The organism is Streptomyces sp. AC627_RSS907 (assembly GCF_019049165.1).
The window spans coordinates 150,578-172,856 of sequence record NZ_JAGMUE010000030.1 but is presented as its reverse complement, the minus strand read 5'-3'; the positions used below and the strand labels follow the sequence as shown (position 1 = coordinate 172,856).

The window sequence follows — 22,279 nt, the reverse complement described above, 5'->3', positions numbered from 1 at the left end:
CGCGGCGGCGGGCTCAGTGCCGGGCCGTGACCGCCACGCCCATCACCTCGCGTGCCTGGCGGTTCGGGACCATGCCGAGGCGCCAGGCCTGCCAGCCCGCCTCCAGCTGGACGCCCCGCTCCAGGAGGAGCTGGTACGCCTCCACGTAGTCGTCCAGCTTCGCGTCCCGTGCCGGATGGCGGGCCCGGGCCAGCTGGGCCAGCTCCTCCTGCGCCACCGCCGTACCGACCTCCACGCCACCGGGGGCGGCGTACGGCAGCAGTGTGCAGCGCAGGAAACGGGCCCAGTCCTCGCCCCGCAGGTCGCCGTACGCGGAGAACAGCGCCGCCGCCTCGTCGCACAGGGCCAGCGCCTGCGGCGTACGGGCGTTGCCCGCGTCCACCACCGCCAGCTCCAGGCAGGTCCACGCCTCGCCGTGACCGACGCCGATGCGCTGGAAGTCGGCGCGGGCGTCCACCAGGAGCTGCCGGGCGAAACCGGAGTTCCGCAGCGAGCCGGTCTGGACGGCGCGCTGGTCGCGGGTCACGCGCGCCGAATGGTGCCGGGCGCAGGCCAGGCCGTACGCGTCCCGCATCCGCGAGAACATCGTGCGGGAGCGTTCCAGCGCGCGCACCGACTGGTCCAGGGCGCCCGTCTCCTCCAGCGCCTGGCCCAGGTAGTAGATGCTCCACGCCTTGCCGCGCGCGTCCTCGTTCTCCCGGTGCCGGGCCGCCGCCCGCCGCAGCCCCTCCACCGCCGCGGACACGTCCCCGTCCACCAGCCGGGCCCGCGCCAGCTGGGTCAGCGCCCAGGCCTCGCCGCGGGCGTCCTGGGTGCGGCCGTACAACTCCAGGGCCTCCCGCAGATCCGCCTCGGCCCGCGGTACGTCCCCCATGCGCAGCCGCAGCTGGCCGAGCTGGAAGTGGGCCCACGCCTGGCCGTGCACCGACTCGCCCGCGCGGTGCAGCACCAGTGACTCGGTGAGCAGGTCCATGGCCTCCGCGAGCCGCGCCCGGTCCCGCTGCACCGCCGCCAGCGCGTGCAGCGTCCACGCCCGGTCCGTGGCCAGCTCGGGCACGGCCTGGAGCTCCCGCGCCTCCCGCAGCTTCGCCGCCGCCTCGGTCAGGTTGCCCTGGTGGTGCAGCGTGATGCCCAGCGAGCACAGCGCACGGGCCGCCCCCGCGTCGTGGTGGGCCTCCCGGTACAGGTCGACCACGGAGGTGAGCGTCGTCCGCGCCTTGTCCAGCTCGCCGAGCTGCCGGGCCGCGATACCGGTGCGCCACTGCACCGAACGCACCAGCAGCCCCTGGTCCACGGACTGCGCCAGCTCGCTGATCTCGCCCAGCCGGTACAGGTCACCGCGCAGCAGGCAGTAGTCGCACAGCGCCCCCAGCAGGTTCAGCACCGTGCCCTGGTCGACACCCTCCGCGTGCCTCAGCGCCGCCGTGATGAAGCTCGACTCGTCGTCCAGCCAGCGCAGCGCCTCGTCCAGGGAGGTGAAGCCGTACTGCCCGAACCGGTCCGAGCGGGTCGACATGTTGCCGTCGACCAGGCGCAGCACCGAGTCGGCCAGCTCGGCGTAGTTGGCGATCAGCCGCTCCTGCGCCGCCGACCGCTCGCCCGGCTCCTCCTCGTCGGCGAGCCGGGCCCGGGCGAAGGCCCGCACCACGTCGTGCAACCGGTAGCGGCTGCCCCGGACGGTGTCGATCAGGCCCGCCCGCGACAGCGCCGTCAGCTGCCGGACCGCCTCCGTCTCGTCCGTGGCCAGCAGCGCGGCGGCGGCGGGGGCACCCAGCGAGGTGCGCCCGGCCAGCGCCAGCCGGCGCAGCAGCCGCCGGGCCGGCTCCGGCTGGTCGGTGTAGCGCAGCCACAGCGCCCGCTCGACCGGCTCCACCGGCCCGTAGGCGCCCAGATCGCTCGCCAGGGCGCGGGGCGAACGCGGACCCAGCGACGAGCCCGCGATGCGCAGCGCCAGCGGCAGCCCCCCGCACAAATGCCGGATCCGGTCGGCGGACTCGGCGTCGTAGGGCCCCGACGCGTCCTGCGCGGCGGCCCCCAGCAACTCCTCCGCGCCCGCCGCGTCCAGCGCCTCGACCGGCAGGTGGTGCACCCGCGCGGGCAGGTCGGCCGGCAGCCGCAGAGCCTCCCGCGCGGTGACCAGCACCAGGCTGTCCGACCGCTCCGGCACCAGCGTGCGCACCTGCTCGGCGTCCGAGGCGTCGTCCAGGACCACCGTGACCGGCACGCCCGTCAGATGCTGGCGGTAGAGCTCGCTGAGCCGCTTGACCTGCTGGTCCGCCGAGGAGCGCTCACGGAACAGCAGCTGCTCGCGGGGCGCCCCGAGCCGGTTCAGCAGATGCAGCAGGGCGTCCCGGGTGCTCAGCGGCGACTCGCCCGTCGACGAGGGGCTGTCGCCGCGCAGATCGACGATGCACGCCCCGCGGAAGTAGTCCCGCAGTTCGTGGGCGGCCCGTACGGCGAGGGCCGTACGGCCGCTGCCGGGCGCCCCGTGCAGCACCACCACCGTCGGCTTGGTCTCCGTGCTCGCGCGGGCCGCCTGCACCCACTGCCGCAGCCGCGCCATCTCCCGCCGCCGGCCCGCGAACACGCCCACCGGCTCCGGCAGCTGCCCGAACGACTGCTCCAGAGCGCTGCGCCCCCGGGCCGCCGCGCTCTTGTCGGCCCCCCGCAGCTTCGGCCCGGTCTTGGCCGGCCCGGTGGACGCGGCGAGCATCCGCTGCTGGTCCAGGAACGGCCGGATGCCCCGCACCTCCAGCGCCGTCAGCCACTGCAACCGCAGCTGCTCGGGCCCACCGGGCTGGCTGACGGCCCCGGCTCGGTGGTGGGCCGCCGGTACGTGGGACCCGACCACCTTCACCACGGTCGCGGCGGCGCCGACGACCCCGACGGTCACCCCCGCTCCCACCGCGGTGCCCGTGCCGGTGCCGAGCGCCATGTCGGCCACCGCCGCGGCGACCGCCGCGACGGCGGCCACCAGCAGGGGGGTACCGGCGCCCTCGCGGGCGTACCGCTGGCGGAAGGTGAGCTGACCGGCCGCCGCCTCGTCCAGGGCACGGGTGTAGGCGTCGTACTCCTCGGCGGCCGTCCCCGCCATCGCGTCCAGCGCGCCGCGCGCCCTGGACAGCAGTACGTTCCCGTCGGTACGTCCGCCGGAGCGCCGTACCTCCTCCTCCACGGCCCGCGTCAGCAGCCGTTCGGCCTCCGCCCGATGACTGTCCCGCATGTCGCGCCCCCTCCGGCGGCATCGGTATCCCCCGGGTGTCCCCAGACCTCGCTGGGGCTCTCCCGGCCCGTCCCCGGGTCCTTCCCCGGTTGAGCGTCGGTCAAGTGTCGCCCGAGGGGGGAGACCCTGGGGAGGGGTCTGCGGGAAGCGCGACGCCGGCGGAGTGACGTGCCGACCGCCTCGGCTCCCGCTGTTCCCGACGCCGCCGTCCGGGACCGCGGCGGTGCAGGCGCTGCCGACCGGGCCTCGGCTCCGGTAGGCCGTGGGGCGGGCCGTGTCACCGCGCGCGGTGCTCCGCCGGGTACGGACCGCCGCTCCCGCCCTCCTCCGGGCCGGTGTGCGGCGCTTCCACGCGTCTCACACCGGCCTGCTCGCGGACGGCGGGTGAGCCGCACGGGCCGACACCCGGGGACGCGGTACGACGGAGCGCCCGACCGGCGCCCGGGAGCCGTCCGCCCGCCGACGGTGCGGACACCGGCCCCGTGCCCGGCCGTGGCGCACGCGCGGAGGGCTCCGTGGGTGCGCGAGGATGGGGGTATGTCCAACCGACTCGCGCACGCCACGTCTCCGTACCTCCTCCAGCACGCGGACAACCCCGTGGACTGGTGGCCGTGGGAGCCCGCCGCGTTCGAGGAGGCCCGCCGACGGGACGTCCCCGTTCTGCTGAGCGTGGGGTACAGCGCCTGCCACTGGTGTCACGTCATGGCACACGAGTCGTTCGAGGACGGCCCGACGGCCGAGTTCCTCAACTCCCACTTCGTCAGCGTCAAGGTCGACCGCGAGGAGCGCCCCGACGTCGACGCCGTCTACATGGAGGCGGTGCAGGCGGCGACCGGGCAGGGTGGCTGGCCCATGACCGTGTTCCTCACGCCGGACGCGGAGCCCTTCTACTTCGGCACGTACTACCCGCCCGAGCCCCGGCACGGCATGCCCTCCTTCCGGCAGGTGCTCCAGGGCGTCCAGCAGGCGTGGGCGGACCGGCGGGGCGAGGTCACCGAGGTCGCGGGGAAGATCGTGCGGGACCTCGCCGGGCGGGAGATCTCCTACGGCGACGCACGGCTGCCCGGGGAGGCCGAGCTCGGGCAGGCGCTGCTCGGGCTGACCCGGGAGTACGACCCGCAGCGGGGCGGGTTCGGCGGGGCACCGAAGTTCCCGCCGTCGATGGTGATCGAGTTCCTGCTGCGCCACCACGCGCGCACCGGCGCCGAGGGCGCGCTGGAGATGGCCCGCGACACCTGTGAGCGGATGGCGCGCGGCGGCATCTACGACCAGCTCGGCGGCGGCTTCGCGCGGTACTCCGTCGACCGGGAGTGGGTCGTGCCCCACTTCGAGAAGATGCTGTACGACAATGCCCTTCTGTGCCGGGTCTACGCCCACCTGTGGCGTGCCACCGGGTCCGAGTCGGCCCGCCGTGTCGCGCTGGAGACCGCCGACTTCATGGTGCGTGAACTGCGCACCGCCGAGGGCGGCTTCGCCTCCGCGCTGGACGCCGACAGCGACGACGGGACGGGCCGGCACGTCGAGGGCGCGTACTACGTGTGGACGCCGGCGCAGCTCACCGAGGTCCTCGGCGCCGACGACGCGGAACTCGCCGCGCGGTACTTCGGGGTGACCCGGGAGGGCACCTTCGAGCACGGTTCCTCCGTACTGCAACTGCCGCAGCAGGAAGGCGTCTTCGACGCCGGGCGGATCGCCTCGGTCAGGGAGCGGCTGCTGGCCGCGCGGGACGGGCGTCCCGCCCCCGGCCGGGACGACAAGGTGGTCGCCGCCTGGAACGGCCTGGTGATCGCCGCCCTCGCCGAGACGGGCGCCTACTTCGAGCGCCCCGACCTGGTGGAGGCCGCCGTCGCCGCCGCCGACCTGCTGGTGCGGCTGCACCTCGACGAGCAGGCCCGGCTCTCCCGCACCAGCAGGGACGGACGGGCCGGCGCCAACGCCGGGGTGCTGGAGGACTACGCCGACGTGGCGGAGGGCTTCCTCGCGCTCGCGTCGGTCACCGGGGAGGGCGTCTGGCTGGACTTCGCGGGGCTGCTGCTCGACCACGTCCTGACCCGCTTCACCGACGACTCCGGCTCCCTCTACGACACCGCCGACGACGCCGAGAAGCTCATCCGCCGCCCGCAGGACCCCACCGACAACGCCACCCCGTCCGGCTGGACCGCCGCCGCGAACGCCCTGCTGTCCTACGCCGCCCACACCGGCTCCGAGCCGCACCGCACCGCCGCCGAGCACGCCCTCGGCGTGGTGAAGGCGCTCGGCCCGAGGGTGCCGCGCTTCATCGGCTGGGGGCTCGCCGCCGCCGAGGCGCTGCTCGACGGCCCGCGGGAAGTCGCCGTCGTCGGGCCCACGCCGGATGACGGCGCCGCCAAGGGCCTGCACCGCACGGCGCTTCTGGGGACGGCGCCCGGCGCGGTCGTCGCCTTCGGGGTCGAGGGGAGCGACGAGTTCCCGCTGCTCGCCGACCGTCCGCTGGTGGGCGGGGCGCCGGCCGCGTACGTCTGCCGCAACTTCACCTGCGACGCGCCGACGACCGGACCTGAGCGCCTGCGGGCCGCTCTGAACAGCTGAAACGGCGGGGCCGGAAGCATCCCGAACGTGAGACCGCCGGCGGTACGGCCTGCCGTACCGCCGGCACCGGCGGCCGGCCGTACGCCGGGAGGTGTCCCGCCGACGCGCACACCGGTCCTCAGGCGCCGCTGAGGATCAGCGCGCCCAGCGTGAGCTGGGCGCCCCACTGCAGGGCGACGGCCCCGTACCGGGCGGGGGTCCACCGGGTACGGGGCCACGCCGTCGCCAGGACGCCCAGGACGGCCGCGGCCCAGAAACAGCCCCACAGGGCGTCCCCCGGTACGGTCGAGCACTGCTCGCCGTAGGTCAGGCAGCGGCCGCCGCGTTCGGTGGCGAGCACGGTCAGCCACGCGACGACGACGGTCGGCAGGAGGAGGACGAGTCCGGCCACGGACCATCCGGTCAGGGCGCGGGCGGCAGGATGCGGCGGGGTGGCCCGCGGTGCGGTGGGCCGGGACAGGGTGTTCACGGCGCCCATCACACCGCGCGGGCCGGCCCGCGGGGACCGCCCGGGTACTCAACCGTCCTGAGTACCCCGGCTCACCGCCCGCGCCACGATGGCCTCCAACTGCTCGTGGTGCGCGCCCTTCCAGTACGCGCGCCCGCAGGCGCGGCACTGCGCGAACACGTCGTACGACCGCTCGGTCCCGCCCTTGAGCTGGTCCGCGACCTCCTCCTTGGTGGCCGCCCGCAGCAGTCCGTTGCAGGCGGTGCACCGGGTCCACGGGCGCAGCTCGGGCCGGAACCGGTCCAGGACGTCGTGCAGTTGCTCGTCCGGGCGCGTGCTGTAGACGTAGGCGCCGGCCCACAGTTCGCGGCGGCGCAGCAGGCCGCGGTCGCGGCTGAGCATGACCCGTTTCTCGGCCGCCGACAGCGCGGCGAGCGCCGGGTCGCCGAGGTCCGTCGACTCGTACGCCGTGTCCACTCCGAGCAGCCGCAACCGGCGGGCGAGCGTGCCGAGATGCACGTCGAGCAGGAAGCGCAGCGGGGCGCCCGGGACCTGCTGCGGGTGTTCGACGGCCCGTACGCTCACCGACTCGCCGCCGGCCGGGACGTGTCCGGGCGGTACCTCGCGGCCGTCCACGAGGAGCGTGCCGACCTCGGTCAGCGGGACGCCGAGGGACTCGACGACGTGGCCGAGCGTGGAGACGCCGTCGGTGGCCGCGCGGGCGGCGCCGGTGCGGCGGGCCTGCGGGACGAACAGGTGGAGTTCGGGGGCGAATTCGACGTGGATCTCGGGACCGTTCACCTGGTCAGAATGCCATGGGGCACGGGCGTGGCCTCCGCCTTTTGCGGGGTGGGCAGACCGTGCTCCATGGCGTCCTCGGTCAGTAGGCGACCAGCGAGATCCCGACGTAGTGCGCGATGAAGGCCGCCAGGGTGAAGGAGTGGAAGACCTCGTGGAAGCCGAACCAGCGCGGTGAGGGGTTGGGCCGCTTGATGCCGTAGATCACGCCGCCCGCGCTGTAGAGCACGCCGCCCACGATCACCAGGACGAGGACGGCGATGCCGCCGGCCCGCATGAACTCGGGGAGGTAGAAGACGGCCGCCCAGCCCATGGCGAGGTAGCAGGGGGTGTAGAGCCAGCGCGGCGCGCCGACCCAGAAGACGCGGAAGACGATGCCCGCGGCGGCGGCGGCCCAGATGCCCCACAGCAGCCACTGGCCCTTGGCCCCCGGCAGGAGGAGCATCGTGAGCGGGGTGTAGGTGCCCGCGATGATCAGGAAGATGTTGGCGTGGTCGAGGCGGCGCAGGACGCCGTCCATGCGCGGGCTCCAGTTGCCCCGGTGGTAGAGCGCGCTGACGCCGAAGAGCAGGCAGGCCGTCAGGACGTAGACGCCGCAGGCGATGCGCCCTTCCGGTGTCTCGGCCAGGGCGGTGAGCACCAGGCCCGCGACGAGCACGGCCGGGAACATACCGAGGTGGAGCCAGCCGCGCAGCTTGGGCTTGACCGGATGCGGCAAGGAGAGCGCTACGGGACCGCGGCCGGCGGCCGGCGTGTCCCTGGGCGCGTCGGAGGCAGACGCAGTCATGCGCGCATCGTACCTACGGGACCGTAAGTTACGCATCAGTACGGGCGTTGGTGGCCGGTGAGTGGTCATCGTCTCACGGGGTACCCGGCCGTGCACCCCTCATGCGGGCACGTGGCGATGGTCACGCCGCTCAGGTGTGACGCCCTCTGGACAGATGGGCGCTCGCGTCGGATGATCAAATGAGTGCGGTCGACACCGGATGAGCGCCCAAGAGGTCATCGTCACGCGTCCGGGTCGCAGCCCCCACGGGGCCGTCCAACAAAAAACCCTCACCTAGGAGCAATCGTGGCGCGCGACATCGCGGCTCCCCCCGTCCCCACCGACCATCAGGAACTGATCTCGTGGGTGAACGAGATCGCCGAACTGACCCAGCCGGACGCCGTGGTCTGGTGTGACGGATCCGAGGCCGAGTACGAGCGCCTGTGCGAGGAGCTCGTGGCGAAGGGCACCTTCCGCAAGCTCGACCCGGTCAAGCGCCCCCACTCCTACTACGCGGCCTCCGACCCCTCCGACGTCGCGCGCGTCGAGGACCGGACCTTCATCTGCTCCGCCAAGGAGGAGGACGCCGGCCCGACCAACCACTGGAAGGACCCCGCCGAGATGCGGGAGATCTTCGCCGGTGAGAAGGGCGTCTTCCGCGGCTCCATGCGCGGCCGGACCATGTACGTCGTGCCCTTCTGCATGGGCCCGCTCGGCTCGCCGCTGTCCGCGCTCGGCGTCGAGATCACCGACTCGGCGTACGTCGCCGTCTCGATGCGCACCATGACCCGCATGGGCCAGCCGGTCCTGGACGAGCTCGGTGACGACGGCTTCTTCGTCAAGGCCGTGCACACCCTCGGCGCCCCGCTGGCCGAGGGCCAGGAGGACGTCCCCTGGCCCTGCAACAGCACCAAGTACATCTCGCACTTCCCCGAGGACCGCGAGATCTGGTCCTACGGCTCCGGCTACGGCGGCAACGCCCTGCTCGGCAAGAAGTGCTACGCCCTGCGCATCGCCTCCGTCATGGCCCGCGACGAGGGCTGGCTCGCCGAGCACATGCTCGTGCTGAAGCTGACCCCGCCCACCGGCGAGCCCAGGTACGTCGCCGCCGCCTTCCCGTCGGCCTGCGGCAAGACCAACCTCGCCATGCTGGAGCCCACCATCTCCGGCTGGTCCGTGGAGACGATCGGCGACGACATCGCCTGGATGCGCTTCGGCGAGGACGGCCGCCTGTACGCCATCAACCCCGAGGCCGGCTTCTTCGGCGTCGCGCCCGGCACCGGTGAGCACACCAACGCCAACGCGATGAAGACCCTGTGGGGCAATTCCGTCTTCACCAACGTCGCCCTCACCGACGACAACGACGTGTGGTGGGAGGGCATGACGGAGGAGACCCCCGCCCACCTCACCGACTGGAAGGGCAACGACTGGACCCCCGAGTCCGGCACGCCCGCCGCGCACCCCAACGCCCGCTTCACCACGCCCGCCGCGCAGTGCCCGATCATCGCGCCGGAGTGGGAGGACCCCAAGGGTGTGCCGATCTCGGCGATCCTCTTCGGCGGGCGCCGCGCCACCGCCGTACCGCTGGTCACCGAGTCCTTCGACTGGAACCACGGCGTCTTCCTCGGCGCCAACGTGGCCAGCGAGAAGACCGCCGCCGCCGAGGGCAAGGTCGGCGAGCTGCGCCGCGACCCGTTCGCCATGCTGCCGTTCTGCGGCTACAACATGGGCGACTACATGGGCCACTGGATCGACGTCGCCAAGGACAAGGACCCGGCCAAGCTGCCGAGGATCTACTACGTCAACTGGTTCCGCAAGGACGACGAGGGCAGGTTCGTCTGGCCCGGCTTCGGCGAGAACAGCCGCGTCCTGAAGTGGATCGTGGAGCGCCTGGAGGGCAGGGCGGACGGCGTCGAGACCCCCATCGGGGTGCTGCCGACCAAGGAGGCCCTGGACACCGACGGCCTCGACCTGTCCGACGCCGACCTGGACTTCCTGCTCAGCGTCGACAAGGAGGTCTGGCGCGAGGAGGCGGCGCTCGTCCCCGAGCACCTGAACACCTTCGGCGACCACACGCCCGCCGAACTGTGGGAGCAGTACCGGGCCCTGGTGCGGCGCCTGGGCTGACCGTCACCCCGCCCCCACCCAGCTCCGCGGCCGGTCCGGCTAGCCCTGACCCGCGAAGTCGTCACGAAGGCCGGCCGCGAGGGGGCCTCCCCGCGCTCCAGTAGCTCGCAGTACCCCCGGAGCGCGGGGGAGCCCCGACCGGGCCGGGTCCCCGCACAAAGGCGTGCGCCGGACCCGGCCCTTCGGCGTTCCCGGCCTGCGGTGTTCCGGGCCTGCGGTGTTCCGGGCCTGCGGCGTTCCCGGCCTGCTGTGCTCCGGTCCTGCGGTGTTCTTCCGTCCGGTGATGTGGCGCCCGGTCCGCGCGTCGCTGCGGGTGCGCGCGGACCGGGGCCGTAAGGGGGAGCCCGAGGGGAACGGGCTCAGCGGGACGCGAGTTCGCGCGGCTCCAGGGCCGCGGCGTGTGCGTCCATGCGCTCGGCGGTCAGGATCGCGACCGCCGTGTCGGCGCGGGAGGCGGCCACCACCAGGGCGCGGCCCGCCAGGGTGTGCGCCCGGCGGTGCAGGGCCGCCAGGTGCGGCTCGGGCCGGGCGGCGGTCACCGGCACGCGGGCCGGTGACCGGCCTCCCCGCAGCCGGGCCACCTGCGCGGCGAGCCGGTCGGCCGCGGTGTCCAGGTCGGTGGCGGGAGCCAGCGCGCGCAGCTCGTCCGTGACGGCGAGCAGTGCCGCGAGGTGGCCCGCGAGCTGGATGTCCAGCTCCTCCTCCCGGGACCGGTGGGGGAAGTCCGAGGCGGTGCCGGCCATCGTGCTGTGGACCGACTTGCGGCGGATCGGTTCGTACATGGGACGGCCTCCTGACTGCTTCAGGAAGCCATCCTACATTAGATTCAATCTAAAATTGAGAGGGGTCGGGGATACGTCTCGCAGGAGGCCGGGGTGCGTCAGGGCTGCCCGTAACCGTCCAGGAAGTTCCCGATCCGGCCCACCGCCTCGCGCAGGTCACTGGCCGTCGGCAGGGTCACCACCCGGAAGTGGTCGGGCTCGGGCCAGTTGAAGCCGGTGCCGTGGACGACCATGATCTTCTCCCGGCGCAGCAGGTCCAGGACCATCCGCCGGTCGTCCTTGATCTTGAAGACCTTGGGGTCGAGCCGCGGGAAGAGGTACAGCGCGCCTTTCGGTTTCACGCAGGTCACGCCCGGGATGCTGGTCAGCGCCTCGTGCGCGGCGTCCCGCTGCTCGCGCAGCCGCCCGCCCGGCAGCACCAGCTCGTTGATGGTCTGCCGCCCGCTCAGCGCCGCGACCACGCCGTGCTGTCCCGGCATGTTGGCGCACAGGCGCATGTTGGCCAGGATCGTCAGGCCCTCGATGTAGGACTCGGCGTGGGCGCGCGGCCCGGAGATCGACATCCAGCCGACCCGGTAGCCGGCCACCCGGTACGCCTTCGACATGCCGTTGAAGGTGAGGGTGAGCAGGTCCGGGGCGATCGCCGCGGTCGGGGTGTGGGTGGCCTCGTCGTACAGGATCTTGTCGTAGATCTCGTCGGAGCAGACCAGCAGGTTGTGCCGGCGCGCGATGTCGGTCAGCCCGCGCAGCACCGCCTCGTCGTACACCGCGCCCGTCGGGTTGTTCGGGTTGATGATGACGAGCGCCTTGGTGCGGTCGGTGATCTTCCGCTCCACGTCCGCGAGGTCCGGCATCCAGTCGGACTGCTCGTCGCAGCGGTAGTGCACCGCCGTACCGCCGGAGAGGGAGACGGCGGCCGTCCACAGGGGGTAGTCGGGCGCCGGTACGAGGACCTCGTCCCCGTCGTCCAGCAGCCCCTGCATCGCCATCACGATCAGCTCGGACACGCCGTTGCCGATGAAGACGTGCTCGACGTCCGTCTCGATGCCGAGGGTCTGGTTGTGCATGACGACCGCCCGGCGCGCCGCCAGCAGGCCCTTCGCGTCGCCGTAGCCGTGGGCCGTGGAGACGTTGCGGAGGATGTCCTCCAGGATCTCGGGCGGACACTCGAAGCCGAAGGCGGCCGGGTTGCCCGTGTTCAGCTTCAGGATGCGGTGACCGGCCGCTTCCAGCCGCATCGCCTCCTCGAGCACCGGGCCCCGGATCTCGTAACAGACGTTGGCGAGCTTGGTCGACTGGATCACCTGCATGTCCGTGAGCTTACGACCCGGTTGCGCCCCACGGGCCGTGTCGTCCGCCACGCGGGACCCGGCGGCGGGTGCCGGCAGGGCCGCTCACCGCCCTTCGTGCCCCTGTCCCGTGCGTCCCGCCGTTCACCCGGACGTGTGGCCGGGCGCGGTCGCGGGACCGTCGTCGCGCCCGTCAAGGCCGCGCATTCGGCCGTCTTTCGTCCCTCTCCTTGTCGTGCACCCCCGGCACTAAAACAATGCACATGACAAGACGCGGGCCGGAAGATCTCCGGCCGTTCGCGTCCGAAGAGGGGACCCCACATGAACAAGCCTCTCCTTGCCGCGCTCACCACCCTGGCCTTCACCGGGGTGGGCGTGGCACCGGCGGTCGCGGCGGCCCCGGCGCCCGCCGCCCGGGCCGTCACCTTCGCGGGCACCGTCTCGCTCAGCAACTGTTCCGGCTCGCTCGTGCGCCTTCCCGCCTCCCAGGACACCGACCCCGCCCTGGTGATGTCCAACGGGCACTGCCTGGAGACGGGCTTCCCCGCGGCCGGCGAGGTCGTCGTGAACCAGGCGTCCAGCCGGTCCTTCGGGCTGCTGAACGCGTCGGGCACCCGCGTCGGGACCCTGCGCGCGAGCAGGATCGCCTACGCGACGATGACCGACACGGACGTCTCGCTGTACCAGCTCACCAGCACCTACGCCCAGATCCGCGCCTCCTGGGGGATCAGTCCGCTCACCCTCAACGACACGCGCCCGGTCGCCGGCACCGCGATCACCGTCGTGTCCGGCTACTGGAAGCGGACCTACGCCTGCAACGTCGACGGCTTCGCGTACCGCCTCAAGGAAGGGCAGTGGACCTGGAAGGACTCGGTCCGCTACACCTCCGCCTGCCAGACCATCGGCGGCACCTCCGGGTCCCCCGTCGTCGACAACGCCACCGGCAAGGTCGTCGCGGTCAACAACACCGGCAACGAGGACGGCGCCCGCTGCACCGACAACAACCCCTGCGAGGTCGACGCCGACGGCACGGTCACCGTCCGCGAGGGCATCAACTACGCCCAGCAGACCTACCAGATCCCCGCCTGCTTCGGCACCGGCAACACACTGGACCTGGGCCGCAGCGGGTGCACCCTGCCCAAGCCGTGACCCGCCTCCCGCTCAGCGCGGCGTGCGGCGCACCGACCTGCCCGCCAGGACGTCGGTGCGCCGCCCGTCCTCGATGACGAACCGCCCGCTCACCAGGACGTGCGGGACGCCGGTCGGCAGCCGGCGCGGCTCCTCGTAGGTGCTGCCCGCCGCCACCGTCGCCGGGTCGAAGAGCACCAGGTCGGCCCGGTACCCCTCCCGGACCAGCCCCCGGTCGGGCAGCCGCAGCCGGGCCGCCGGACGGGAGGTGAGGTGGGCGACGCACTCCTCCAGCGACAGCACGCCCAGCTCGCGCACGTAGTGGCCCAGGTAGTGCGGGAAGGTGCCGTAGGCGCGCGGGTGCGGCTTGCTGCCCCGGAGGATGCCGTCCGAGCCGCCGGTGTGGACACGGTGCCGCATGATCGCGCGCACGTTCTCCTCGTGGCCGACGTGCTGGAGTATGGTCGGCGCCAGCCGGTCGGTCAGCAGCAGCCGGCGGGCGACCGCCCACGGACTCTCGCCGCGCAGCCGCGCCGACTCCAGGACCGTACGGCCGACGTACTCACCGAGGGCCGGGTCGCCCGTGCCGGAGATCTCGATCGTCTCCCACTCCACGGGCACGCCGTGGCAGCCGTCGGAGCCGGTCTCCTCCAGGTCGCGCCGGACGCGCTCGGCGGTGTCGTCGTCCGCCAGCCGCTTGAGGACCTGCTCCGGGCCGCCCTCGTTCGCCCAGCTCGGCAGCAGCGCCACGAGGGTGGTGCAGCCGGGGGTGTACGGGTAGGTGTCGAGGGTGATGTCCGCCCCGGCGGCCAGCGCGTCGTCGAGCAGCGCCAGCAGTTCGGGCGCGCGGCCCTTGTTCACGCCGAAGTTCATGGTGGCGTGCGCCAGGTGCAGCGGACAGCCGGCCCGGCGGGTCAGCTCCACCATCTCCTCGTACGCGGCGAGGGCTCCGGCCCCGTACGAGCGGTGGTGGGGGCAGTAGTAGCCGCCGTACTCGGCCACCACCCGGCACAGCTCGGTCAGCTCCGTGTCCTCGGCGTACATGCCGGGCGTGTACGTCAGCCCGGACGACATGCCGACGGCGCCCTGCTCCAGGCCCTCGGCGACCAGCCGGCGCATCCGCTCCAGCTCGGCCGGTGTCGCCGCCCGGTCCTCCCAGCCGACCGCGAGGGCGCGCACCGTGCCCTGGGGGATGAGATAGGCGGCGTTGACCGCGATGCCGCGGTCGAGCCGGTCCAGGTACTCGCCGACCGACCGCCAGTCGAGGTCGACGTCGTCGCCGGGGCCGTTCCACCCGGCGATCGCGCGGCGGACCTCGCCGAGGGTGCGGTCGTCGACCGGCGCGTAGGACAGCCCGTCCTGGCCGATGACCTCCAGGGTGACGCCCTGCGCGGCCTTGGCGCTGTGGTCGGGGTCGCTGAGCAGCGCCAGGTCGCTGTGGGCGTGCATGTCGATGAAACCCGGGGCCAGGACCAGGCCCTCGGCGTCCAGTTCGCGGCGGGCCCGGGGGCGCTGGCAGCCCGCTGCCGCCGCCTCCTTGACGATCGACACGATCCGCCCGCCGCCGACGACCACGTCGGCGCGGTAGGAGTCCGCGCCCGAGCCGTCCACGACGTCGGCGTCCCGGATGACCAGCTCTTCCACCGGATCCTCCTCCAGGCTCTAGAAGAACGTACGGATGTAGTCGACGACCGTCCCGTCCGCCTCGACGACGGGGATCAGCTGCCACTTGTCGAACGACGTGCACGGGTGGGACAGGCCCAGGCCCACCCAGTCGCCGACCTCCAGGTCCGCCTCCGGGGTGGTGTGCAGCCAGGCGTGCTGGTCGGACAGGCCGGTCACGGTGACGCCGGCCGCCGGCCGCTCGCGGCCGTCCCGGTGGACCACCTGGCCGAACGGCAGGTCGAGGTCGTACGCCGCGTCCCGCTTGCCCGCGTTCGCGAAGGCCTGCTCGGGCGAGGGGCGGGAGACCACCTGGGCCCACAGCCGGAAGGCAGGCTCCAGGGCGCCCTCGTCGGGGACGCGGTTGAAAGGGGTCACCTCGCGGTAGTGCCCGTCGTCGTGCGAGACGTACGCGCCCGAGCGCAGCAGCTTCAGTACGGGCAGGGAGAGGCCGGGGACCTCGGCGAACACGTCGGCCACCGCGTCGAACCAGGCACTGCCGCCCGCGCTCAGCACGATCTCGTCGAGCCCGGACCCGGCGAACCGGCCCGCCCTGTCGAAGTCCACGGCCAGGGCGACCAGCCGCCGCAGCCACGCGCGCACCCGCGTGGGGTCGGCCTTCGGCACCTCTCCCTCGTACCCGGCGACACCGGCCAGCCGCAGTGTCCGCGCGCCGGCCACCGCGTCGGCGACCGCCGCGCACTCCGCCTCGGTGCGCGCCCCGGTCCGGGCGCCCTCGCCGGCGGCCAGCTCGACCACGACGTCCACCGGGCGGGCGGCGCCCGCGTCCGTCAGCGCCGCGTCCATCAGCTCGACGCCGCGCACGGAGTCGACGTAGCAGACGAAGCGGAAGTCCGGGTCGGCGTCCAGCTGCGCGGCGGTCCACCGCAGGGCCGCGGCGTCGACCAGCTCGTTGGCGAGGAAGATCCGCCGGATGCCGAAGGCCCGTGCCACCCGCACCTGGTGCGGCACGGCCAGGGTGATGCCCCAGGCGCCGTGCGCGATCTGGCGGTGGAAGAGCTGCGGGGCCATGGAGGTCTTGCCGTGCGGCGCGAAGGCGAGGCCGTGCCGGGCCGCGTAGGTCTCCATGAGCGCCAGGTTGTGCTCCAGGCGCTCGGCGGAGAGGGCCAGCACGGGGGAGGTGAAACCGCCGGTGAAGAGGTTGCGGCGCTCGGCGGCCAGCTCGGCGACGGTCAGGCCGTCGGCGTCCGGCGGGAGGCCCTTGAAACGGTGGTCGACGTGCTCCCCGGCCAGACGGGCGAGGGCTTCGGTGCCGGGGGCGGCGGCGGGGTCGACGGCCATGGAGCCTCCATGAGATGCGGTGTCGCGCGGATGGTGCCCGACGCTGTTGCGCGGTCGTTGCAGTATGTGCAACAACCATTGCGTATGTCGCTTACTGCTGTCTAACATCTCGGCCAACGCGGGGTCAACGGATCCGCCGAGGCCCGCGAGAGGACGAGGAGCCCCACCATCGTGACCGCCGACGGCCCCCGTGACACCGGCCCCGACGTCGTGGACGTCGTAGCGCTCGGCGAGTCCATGGTCACCTTCCTGCCCTCCCGCCCCGGCCGCCTCGCCGACGTCCCCTCCTTCGACCGCGCCATCGGCGGCGCCGAGTCCAACGTCGCCTGCGTGCTCGCCGCCGCCGGACACTCCGCGCGCTGGGCCGGCCGGGTCGGCGCCGACGGCTTCGGCGACCACCTCGTCGAGGCGATCGGCGCGTACGGCGTCGACGTCTCCACCGTGCGCCGCGACCCCGACCGCCCCACCGGCGTGTACTTCCGCACCGCGGGGGACCGCGCCACCGACGCCCACGAGGTGGCGTACTACCGGGCGGGCTCGGCGGCCTCCGCGATGTCCACCACGACCATGGACCTGGACGCCGTCCGCGCCGGCCGGATCCTCCACCTGTCCGGCATCACCGCCGCGCTCTCCGCCGACTGCCTGGACCTGATGCGCGAACTGACCGCCCGCCGCCCCGGCCGGCCCCTGGTCTCCTTCGACGTCAACCACCGCCCCGGACTGTGGCGGGACGGCGACGGCTCCCGGGTGCTGCTGGAGCTGGCACGCGGCGCCGACATCGTGTTCGTCGGCGAGGACGAGGCCTGGGGCCTGGACGGCGCCGAGGCCGTGCGCGCCGCGCTGCCCGAACCCGACCTGCTCGTCGTCAAGCAGGGCGCCGCCGGCGCCACCGCCTTCCACGGAACGGACGTCACCTTCGTCCCCGCCCTCACCGTCGACGTCGTCGCCGCCGTCGGCGCGGGCGACGCCTTCGCCGCCGGGTTCCTCTCCGCCACCCTGCGCGGGCTGCCCGTCCGGGACCGCCTGCGGCACGGCCACCTGATGGCCGCCGCCGCCCTCACCGTCCCCGGCGACCTCGCCCCGCCCCCCGCCCGCGACCACGCCGACCGCCTCGCCGCCCTCGACGACGCCGCGTGGGGGAGACTGCGACTCGGCCCCGCCTGGACACAGGCCGACGAAGGGGCCGAGGAGGAGGTACGCACGCCATGAGCCAGACCGTCGACCGCGCGCTCAGCATCCTGCCGCTGCTCGCCGAGGGCCCCGCCGACCTGGGCCGGGTCGCCGACCGGCTCGGCGTGCACAAGTCCACGGCCCTGCGCCTGCTGCGCACCCTGCACGAGCACGGCTTCGTCTACCGCCAGTCCGACCAGCGCTACCGCCTCGGCGCCCGGCTCATCTCCCTCGCCCAGGAGGCGATGGAGAACCTCGACGTCCGCGAGATCGCCCACCCCCACCTCGTACGCCTCAACGAGCAGGTCGGACACACCGTCCACCTCGCCGTCCACGAGGAGGACGAGGTCATCTACATCGACAAGGTCGACAGCCGCTACCCGGTCCGCATGTACTCCCGGATCGGCAAGCCCGTCGCCCTCACCGTCGCGGCCGTGGCCAAGCTGCTGCTCGCCGACCTCCCCGAGAACGAGCGCCGAGCCGTGGTCGAGAAGCTCGACTACCCCCTCTACACGGCCCGTTCCACACCGAACGCCGACGCCTTCCTCAAGGAGCTGGCCACGGTGCGCGAACAGGGCTGGGCCACCGACCTCGGCGGCCACGAGGAGTCCATCAACTGCGTCGCCGCGCCCATCCGGGGCGCCGACGGCCGCGTGGTCGCCGCGATGTCGGTCTCCGCGCCGAACGTCGTCGTCACCGCCGACGAACTCCTCACCCTGCTCCCGCTGGTGCGCCGCACGGCGGACGCCATCAGCGGCGAGTACTCCGGCAGGACCCCAGTCAAGGAAGTCACCACATGACCGACAAGATCGCTCTCACCCCCGCGACCCACACCGTCCCCCCGGCGAAGTTCTCCCACGGCGTCAGGAAGGGCAACATCCTCCAGGTCGCCGGCCAGGTCGGCTTCCTCCCCCACGAGGAGGGCAAGGCCCCCACCCCGGCCGGTCCGACCCTGCGCGAGCAGACCCTCCAGACCCTCGCCAACGTCAAGGCGATCCTGGAGGAGGGCGGCGCGGGCTGGGACGACGTGATGATGATCCGCGTCTACCTCACGGACGTCGACCACTTCGCCGAGATGAACGAGATCTACAACGCCTACTTCGAGGAGCAGGGCCTCACCCAGCCGCCCGCCGCGCGCACGACCGTCTACGTCGGTCTGCCCGCCGGACTCCTCATCGAGATCGACGCGCTCGCCGTCCTCGGCTAACGCCTCTTCTCCACCCGCCTGTCTCCGAACGGCACGGCGCCCGCCACCCCGGGGCGCCGTGCCGCGCTCCTCCCTGCCCGAAAGCCGCGTGTGTTCACCCAGAGGACCCCCGAATGCCCCCTGTGTCCCTCCAGTTCGCCGCCGCCGAGACCCCACCGCACACCGGCGGTCTGCTCGCCCTGATCGACGGCACGGCGGGCCTGCTGACCGTCGCCGCGGTCGGCATCGCGCTCCTGCTCTTCCTGATCATCAAGGTGCGGCTCCAGCCGTTCGTCGCGCTGCTCGCCGTCTCCATAGCCGTCGGCCTGCTCGCCGGCCTGTCGGTCACCGAACTCTTCGGCACCGTCCAGAAGTCCGACGCCGTCTCCACCATCGAGTCCGGCATGGGCGGCATCCTCGGTCACGTCGCCATCATCATCGGCCTCGGCACCATGCTCGGCGCGATCCTCGAGGTCAGCGGCGGAGCGGAGGTGCTGGCCTCCCGCCTGCTGGGCCTGTTCGGCGAGAAGCGCGCCCCCCTCGCCATGGGCCTCACCGGCCTGATCTTCGGCATCCCGGTCTTCTTCGACGTCGGCATCTTCGTCCTCGCGCCCATCGTCTACGCCGCCGCCAAACGGTCCGGCAAGTCGGTCCTGCTGTACTGCCTCCCCCTGCTCGCCGGCCTGTCCATGACCCACGCCTTCCTGCCGCCGCACCCCGGCCCGGTGGCCGCCGCGGGACTGCTGAAGGTGGACCTCGGCTGGGTGATCCTCATGGGCGTCGTCTGCGGCGTCCCGGCCGTGCTCGCCGCCTGGGCCTACTCCGCCTGGATCGGCCGCCGCATCTTCGTGCCCGTACCGCAGGACATGGTCGAGGCCGCCGAGGAGGCCAGGCAGGCCGTCATCGACGAGCAGCGCAAGGCCGGTGTCGCGCCGCGCGAGACGCCGGTGCCGCTCGGCACGGTCCTCGGCATCATCGGCACCCCGCTGCTCCTCATCCTCGCCGCGACCTTCTCCTCCATCGCCCTGGACCCGTCCACCACCCGCTCGGTGATCGAGTTCTTCGGCAACCCGTTCGTGGCGCTGACCATCGCCCTGTTCCTCGCCTACTACCTGCTCGGCATCCGGCGCGGCTGGTCCCGCAAGTCCCTGGAGACCGTCTCGACGGCCTCGCTGAAGCCGGTCGGCAACATCCTGCTGGTCGTCGGTGCCGGCGGTGTCTTCGGCGCCGTCCTCAAGGGCAGCGGCGTCGCCCAGGCCCTCTCCGACACCTTCAACGACGTCGGCCTGCCGGTGATCGTCCTGTCCTACCTGATCTCCCTGGTGCTGCGGGTCGCCCAGGGCTCGGCGACGGTGGCCATCGTGACGACGGCGGGCATCGTGGCCCCGCTGCTCGCCGAGGGCGACCACTCCCAGGCCTTCGTCGCCCTGGTCATCATGGCCATCTCGGCCGGCTCGATCTTCGCCTCGCACGTCAACGACGGCGGCTTCTGGATGGTCGCCAAGTACTTCGGCATCAGCGAACGGGACACCCTCAAGACGTGGACCGTCCTGGAGAGCGTGCTGTCGGTCGCCGGGTTCGCGGTGGCGGCGGTGCTGAGCCTGTTCGTGTAGGGGCGTGTGTTGGCGTCTGATAACGAAGTCGGGGCTGGCTGTGTCCGGCACAGGATCGTCGAGCATACTGCCCGCTGTGGAGCAGCGCAGAGGATCGACCAGCCAGCCCCTGGAAGGCGCCGGATTCGACCCGGCATTCATCCCCGGGCTCACCGCGCCCGTGACCGGTGAACCCGGGAACGGGACACCGGCGAAGGCGAAGGCGGAGGCCGAGGCGGAGAACGAGGCCGAGGAGGCCCGGGACGCGGCGGACGCGGTCGTCGACGAGTCCGCCGAAGAGCCCGCCGGAGAGCCCGTCGAGGATGCCGTCGAGCCGTCCGGGGAACCGGACGAGGAGGCTCCCGACGGACCTGTGTTCGAGGCGGCCGACCGCCGTGCCAGGATCGTCGCCGACCACAAGGGCGTACGCCTGTCCCTCGACGACCAGGCCTGTGAGTTCCGCTGGGACGAGGTCGGGGCCGTCGAGACGGAGACGGGACGCTTCGGCAAGCGGTTCACGGTCACGGTGCACACGCCCGACCGCCGCTGGTACCCGATCGAGATCGAGGCGTCGTCCAGGAGCCGTTTCAAGGAGTGGGAATCCGCCCTGGACGAGGTCCTGGACGCCTACTTCGAGGACGACGAGGCGAAGGACGAGTCACACGCGGACGACGCGCAGGACGACGTGAAGTCCGAGGCGAAGTCCGACGCGAAGTCCGAGGCGAAGTCCGACGCGAAGCCCGGCTCGGGTGCCAAGGACTAAGCACATCGAGTGAAGATCCACGCACGCCCTCTTGTCCCACCGGCGACCATGGGCTTTGTTGACCCGCATGACGGACACCACGGGCAACACCACGGAAACCGGCGGACCGGTCGCTGCCGACTCGGCGCCCCGTAAGTCGAGCTGGCGCTACATCGGCCCCGGCATCGTCGTCGCGGCGACCGGAGTGGGCGCCGGTGACCTCGTGGCCACCCTCATCGCGGGCAGCAACTTCGGCTACACCCTGCTGTGGGCGGCGGTCATCGGCTGCCTGGTGAAGATCTCCCTCGCGGAGGCGTGCGGCCGGTGGCACCTGTCCACCGGCCGCACGCTCTTCGAGGGCTGGGCGAGCCTCGGCCGCTGGACGACCTGGTTCTTCGCCGTCTACGTCGTCGTCTGGGGCTTCGTCTACGGCGCCGCGGCCATGTCGTCCAGCGCACTCCCGCTCCAGGCGCTCTTCCCGGACGTGATGGACCTCAAGTGGTGGGGCGTGGCCTGCGGGGTGGTCGGCCTGGTCTTCGTCTGGTTCAACAAGTACGCGGTCTTCGAGAAGGTCATGACCGTCCTGGTCGGCGTCATGTTCGTGGTGACCGTCTACCTCGCGATCCGCGTCACCCCCAACCTGGCCGACGCGTTCGCCGGCCTCCTCCCGGTCCTCCCCGACGAGAAGGACTCCGTCCTCAACACCCTCGGCCTGATCGGCGGCGTCGGCGGCACGATCACGCTGGCCGCCTACGGCTACTGGGTCAACGCCAAGGGCTGGACGGACACCGGCTGGATGAAGGTGATGCGCCTGGACAACCGGGTCGCCTACCTCACCACCGGCGTCTTCGTCGTCGCCATGCTCTTCGTCGGCGCCGAACTGCTCCACTCGGCGAACATCGCCATCGCGAGCGGCGACAAGGGCCTGGTCCAGCTCGGCGACATCCTGGAGGCCGAGTACGGCACGGCTACGGCGAAGTTCTTCCTGATCGGCTTCTTCGCCACCTCCTTCACCTCCCTCATCGGCGTCTGGCACGGCGTCAGCCTGATGTTCGCCGACTTCGTGGCCCGGCTGCGGGCCGGCACGGAGGCGACGGGCGAGAAGGTCGCCTCCGGCGAACGCGAGCGCTCCTGGCCGTTCCGCCTCTACCTGCTCTGGCTGACCTTCCCGCCGGTCGTCCTGCTCTTCCAGGGCCAGCCCTTCCGGCTGGTCGTCATCTACGGCGTGCTGGGCGCGGCCTTCATGCCCTTCCTCGCCCTGACCCTGGTCTGGCTCCTCAACTCCCCCCGCACGCCCACCGAATGGCGCAACGGCTGGCTGAGCAACGGCATGCTGGGCATCGCGGGCCTGCTGTTCCTGGTCCTGTGCGTGAAGCAGATCTGGGACCAGCCTTGGTCGGAGTTCTTCCAGTAGCGGGACCGGAAGGGCCGCCGCATGCCCGGACTGCCGCCCGGAGGGGCAGGACTTCTGCCCCGGGACACATGGCAGGCGCGGT

The 22,279-nt window shown here is 72.7% G+C and carries 17 protein-coding genes; 9 read left to right on the top strand and 8 right to left on the bottom strand.

Annotated features, from left to right (window positions below; all coding sequences use genetic code 11):
- Nucleotides 1–13 precede the first annotated feature (13 nt).
- Complete coding sequence (locus KUM32_RS09170; protein WP_217141307.1) at nucleotides 14–3,223, bottom strand: tetratricopeptide repeat protein; 3,210 nt, start codon at nucleotides 3,221–3,223, stop codon at nucleotides 14–16.
- 537 nt (nucleotides 3,224–3,760) lie between these two features.
- Here KUM32_RS09170 and KUM32_RS09165 point away from each other — a divergent pair.
- Nucleotides 3,761–5,791, top strand: a complete 2,031-nt coding sequence (locus KUM32_RS09165) for a thioredoxin domain-containing protein (RefSeq protein WP_217141306.1) — start codon at nucleotides 3,761–3,763, stop codon at nucleotides 5,789–5,791.
- Nucleotides 5,792–5,909: 118 nt separating this feature from the next.
- Here the strand turns inward: KUM32_RS09165 and KUM32_RS09160 are convergent, their stop codons facing one another.
- The 3 genes from KUM32_RS09160 to KUM32_RS09150 all read right to left on the bottom strand — a co-directional run bounded on the left by KUM32_RS09160 (nucleotide 5,910) and on the right by KUM32_RS09150 (nucleotide 7,824).
- The gene (locus tag KUM32_RS09160; protein ID WP_217141305.1) at nucleotides 5,910–6,260 is read right to left on the bottom strand and encodes a hypothetical protein; all 351 of its coding nucleotides are present in this window, start codon (nucleotides 6,258–6,260) and stop codon (nucleotides 5,910–5,912) included.
- Nucleotides 6,261–6,308: 48 nt separating this feature from the next.
- Nucleotides 6,309–7,040 carry a Mut7-C ubiquitin/RNAse domain-containing protein gene (locus tag KUM32_RS09155; protein ID WP_217141304.1) on the bottom strand — a complete coding sequence of 244 codons (732 nt, stop codon included), beginning with the start codon at nucleotides 7,038–7,040 and terminating at the stop codon, nucleotides 6,309–6,311.
- Between the two features lie 79 nt (nucleotides 7,041–7,119).
- Nucleotides 7,120–7,824 (bottom strand): hemolysin III family protein, encoded by a 705-nt coding sequence (locus tag KUM32_RS09150; protein WP_217141303.1) that lies wholly within the window; start codon nucleotides 7,822–7,824, stop codon nucleotides 7,120–7,122.
- 285 nt (nucleotides 7,825–8,109) lie between these two features.
- Between KUM32_RS09150 and KUM32_RS09145 the strand changes: the two genes are divergently transcribed.
- Nucleotides 8,110–9,930 (top strand): phosphoenolpyruvate carboxykinase (GTP), encoded by a 1,821-nt coding sequence (locus tag KUM32_RS09145; RefSeq protein ID WP_217141302.1) that lies wholly within the window; start codon nucleotides 8,110–8,112, stop codon nucleotides 9,928–9,930.
- 359 nt (nucleotides 9,931–10,289) lie between these two features.
- Here the strand turns inward: KUM32_RS09145 and KUM32_RS09140 are convergent, their stop codons facing one another.
- Nucleotides 10,290–10,712: a hypothetical protein gene (locus KUM32_RS09140; protein ID WP_217141301.1), complete on the bottom strand. Its 423-nt coding sequence runs from the start codon at nucleotides 10,710–10,712 to the stop codon at nucleotides 10,290–10,292.
- Nucleotides 10,713–10,810: 98 nt separating this feature from the next.
- Entirely contained in the window at nucleotides 10,811–12,022 is a 1,212-nt protein-coding gene (locus KUM32_RS09135) for a pyridoxal phosphate-dependent aminotransferase (protein WP_217141300.1), read from the bottom strand.
- 300 nt (nucleotides 12,023–12,322) lie between these two features.
- On the opposite strand from KUM32_RS09135, the gene KUM32_RS09130 reads away from it, so the two are divergent.
- Nucleotides 12,323–13,150: a serine protease gene (locus KUM32_RS09130; protein WP_217141299.1), complete on the top strand. Its 828-nt coding sequence runs from the start codon at nucleotides 12,323–12,325 to the stop codon at nucleotides 13,148–13,150.
- Between the two features lie 12 nt (nucleotides 13,151–13,162).
- On the opposite strand, the gene KUM32_RS09125 is transcribed toward KUM32_RS09130, so the two are convergent.
- Together KUM32_RS09125 and KUM32_RS09120 are read right to left on the bottom strand one after the other, a co-directional pair.
- Nucleotides 13,163–14,773 (bottom strand): amidohydrolase family protein, encoded by a 1,611-nt coding sequence (locus tag KUM32_RS09125; protein WP_217141298.1) that lies wholly within the window; start codon nucleotides 14,771–14,773, stop codon nucleotides 13,163–13,165.
- An 18-nt stretch (nucleotides 14,774–14,791) separates the two neighbouring features.
- A complete protein-coding gene (locus tag KUM32_RS09120) occupies nucleotides 14,792–16,093 on the bottom strand; it encodes an amino acid deaminase (protein ID WP_217141297.1) in 1,302 nt (433 codons plus the stop codon).
- A 171-nt stretch (nucleotides 16,094–16,264) separates the two neighbouring features.
- On the opposite strand from KUM32_RS09120, the gene KUM32_RS09115 reads away from it, so the two are divergent.
- The 6 genes from KUM32_RS09115 to KUM32_RS09090 all read left to right on the top strand — a co-directional run bounded on the left by KUM32_RS09115 (nucleotide 16,265) and on the right by KUM32_RS09090 (nucleotide 22,197).
- Nucleotides 16,265–17,302 carry a sugar kinase gene (locus KUM32_RS09115; protein ID WP_217141296.1) on the top strand — a complete coding sequence of 346 codons (1,038 nt, stop codon included), beginning with the start codon at nucleotides 16,265–16,267 and terminating at the stop codon, nucleotides 17,300–17,302.
- Nucleotides 17,299–18,063 (top strand): IclR family transcriptional regulator, encoded by a 765-nt coding sequence (locus KUM32_RS09110; protein ID WP_217141295.1) that lies wholly within the window; start codon nucleotides 17,299–17,301, stop codon nucleotides 18,061–18,063. The genes KUM32_RS09115 and KUM32_RS09110 overlap by 4 nt, the downstream gene beginning before the upstream one ends.
- Entirely contained in the window at nucleotides 18,060–18,470 is a 411-nt protein-coding gene (locus tag KUM32_RS09105) for a RidA family protein (protein ID WP_217141294.1), read from the top strand. Before KUM32_RS09110 ends, KUM32_RS09105 begins: the two co-directional genes overlap by 4 nt.
- Nucleotides 18,471–18,583: 113 nt before the next feature.
- On the top strand, nucleotides 18,584–20,062 hold the full coding sequence (locus KUM32_RS09100; protein WP_217141293.1) for a GntP family permease: 1,479 nt from the start codon (nucleotides 18,584–18,586) through the stop codon (nucleotides 20,060–20,062).
- Between the two features lie 76 nt (nucleotides 20,063–20,138).
- Nucleotides 20,139–20,804 (top strand): hypothetical protein, encoded by a 666-nt coding sequence (locus KUM32_RS09095; RefSeq protein ID WP_217141292.1) that lies wholly within the window; start codon nucleotides 20,139–20,141, stop codon nucleotides 20,802–20,804.
- A gap of 67 nt (nucleotides 20,805–20,871) precedes the next feature.
- Nucleotides 20,872–22,197 (top strand): Nramp family divalent metal transporter, encoded by a 1,326-nt coding sequence (locus KUM32_RS09090; RefSeq protein WP_217141291.1) that lies wholly within the window; start codon nucleotides 20,872–20,874, stop codon nucleotides 22,195–22,197.
- Nucleotides 22,198–22,279: the final 82 nt, after the last annotated feature.

Coding starts and splice junctions, on each gene's coding strand:
- KUM32_RS09135 (WP_217141300.1), bottom strand. CDS start 12,022: ATGCAGGTGATCCAGTCGACCAAGCTCGCCAACGTCTGTTACGAGATC.
- KUM32_RS09090 (WP_217141291.1), top strand. CDS start 20,872: ATGACGGACACCACGGGCAACACCACGGAAACCGGCGGACCGGTCGCT.
- KUM32_RS09120 (WP_217141297.1), bottom strand. CDS start 16,093: ATGGCCGTCGACCCCGCCGCCGCCCCCGGCACCGAAGCCCTCGCCCGT.
- KUM32_RS09100 (WP_217141293.1), top strand. CDS start 18,584: ATGCCCCCTGTGTCCCTCCAGTTCGCCGCCGCCGAGACCCCACCGCAC.
- KUM32_RS09105 (WP_217141294.1), top strand. CDS start 18,060: ATGACCGACAAGATCGCTCTCACCCCCGCGACCCACACCGTCCCCCCG.
- KUM32_RS09150 (WP_217141303.1), bottom strand. CDS start 7,824: ATGACTGCGTCTGCCTCCGACGCGCCCAGGGACACGCCGGCCGCCGGC.
- KUM32_RS09140 (WP_217141301.1), bottom strand. CDS start 10,712: ATGTACGAACCGATCCGCCGCAAGTCGGTCCACAGCACGATGGCCGGC.
- KUM32_RS09170 (WP_217141307.1), bottom strand. CDS start 3,223: ATGCGGGACAGTCATCGGGCGGAGGCCGAACGGCTGCTGACGCGGGCC.
- KUM32_RS09165 (WP_217141306.1), top strand. CDS start 3,761: ATGTCCAACCGACTCGCGCACGCCACGTCTCCGTACCTCCTCCAGCAC.
- KUM32_RS09110 (WP_217141295.1), top strand. CDS start 17,299: ATGAGCCAGACCGTCGACCGCGCGCTCAGCATCCTGCCGCTGCTCGCC.
- KUM32_RS09130 (WP_217141299.1), top strand. CDS start 12,323: ATGAACAAGCCTCTCCTTGCCGCGCTCACCACCCTGGCCTTCACCGGG.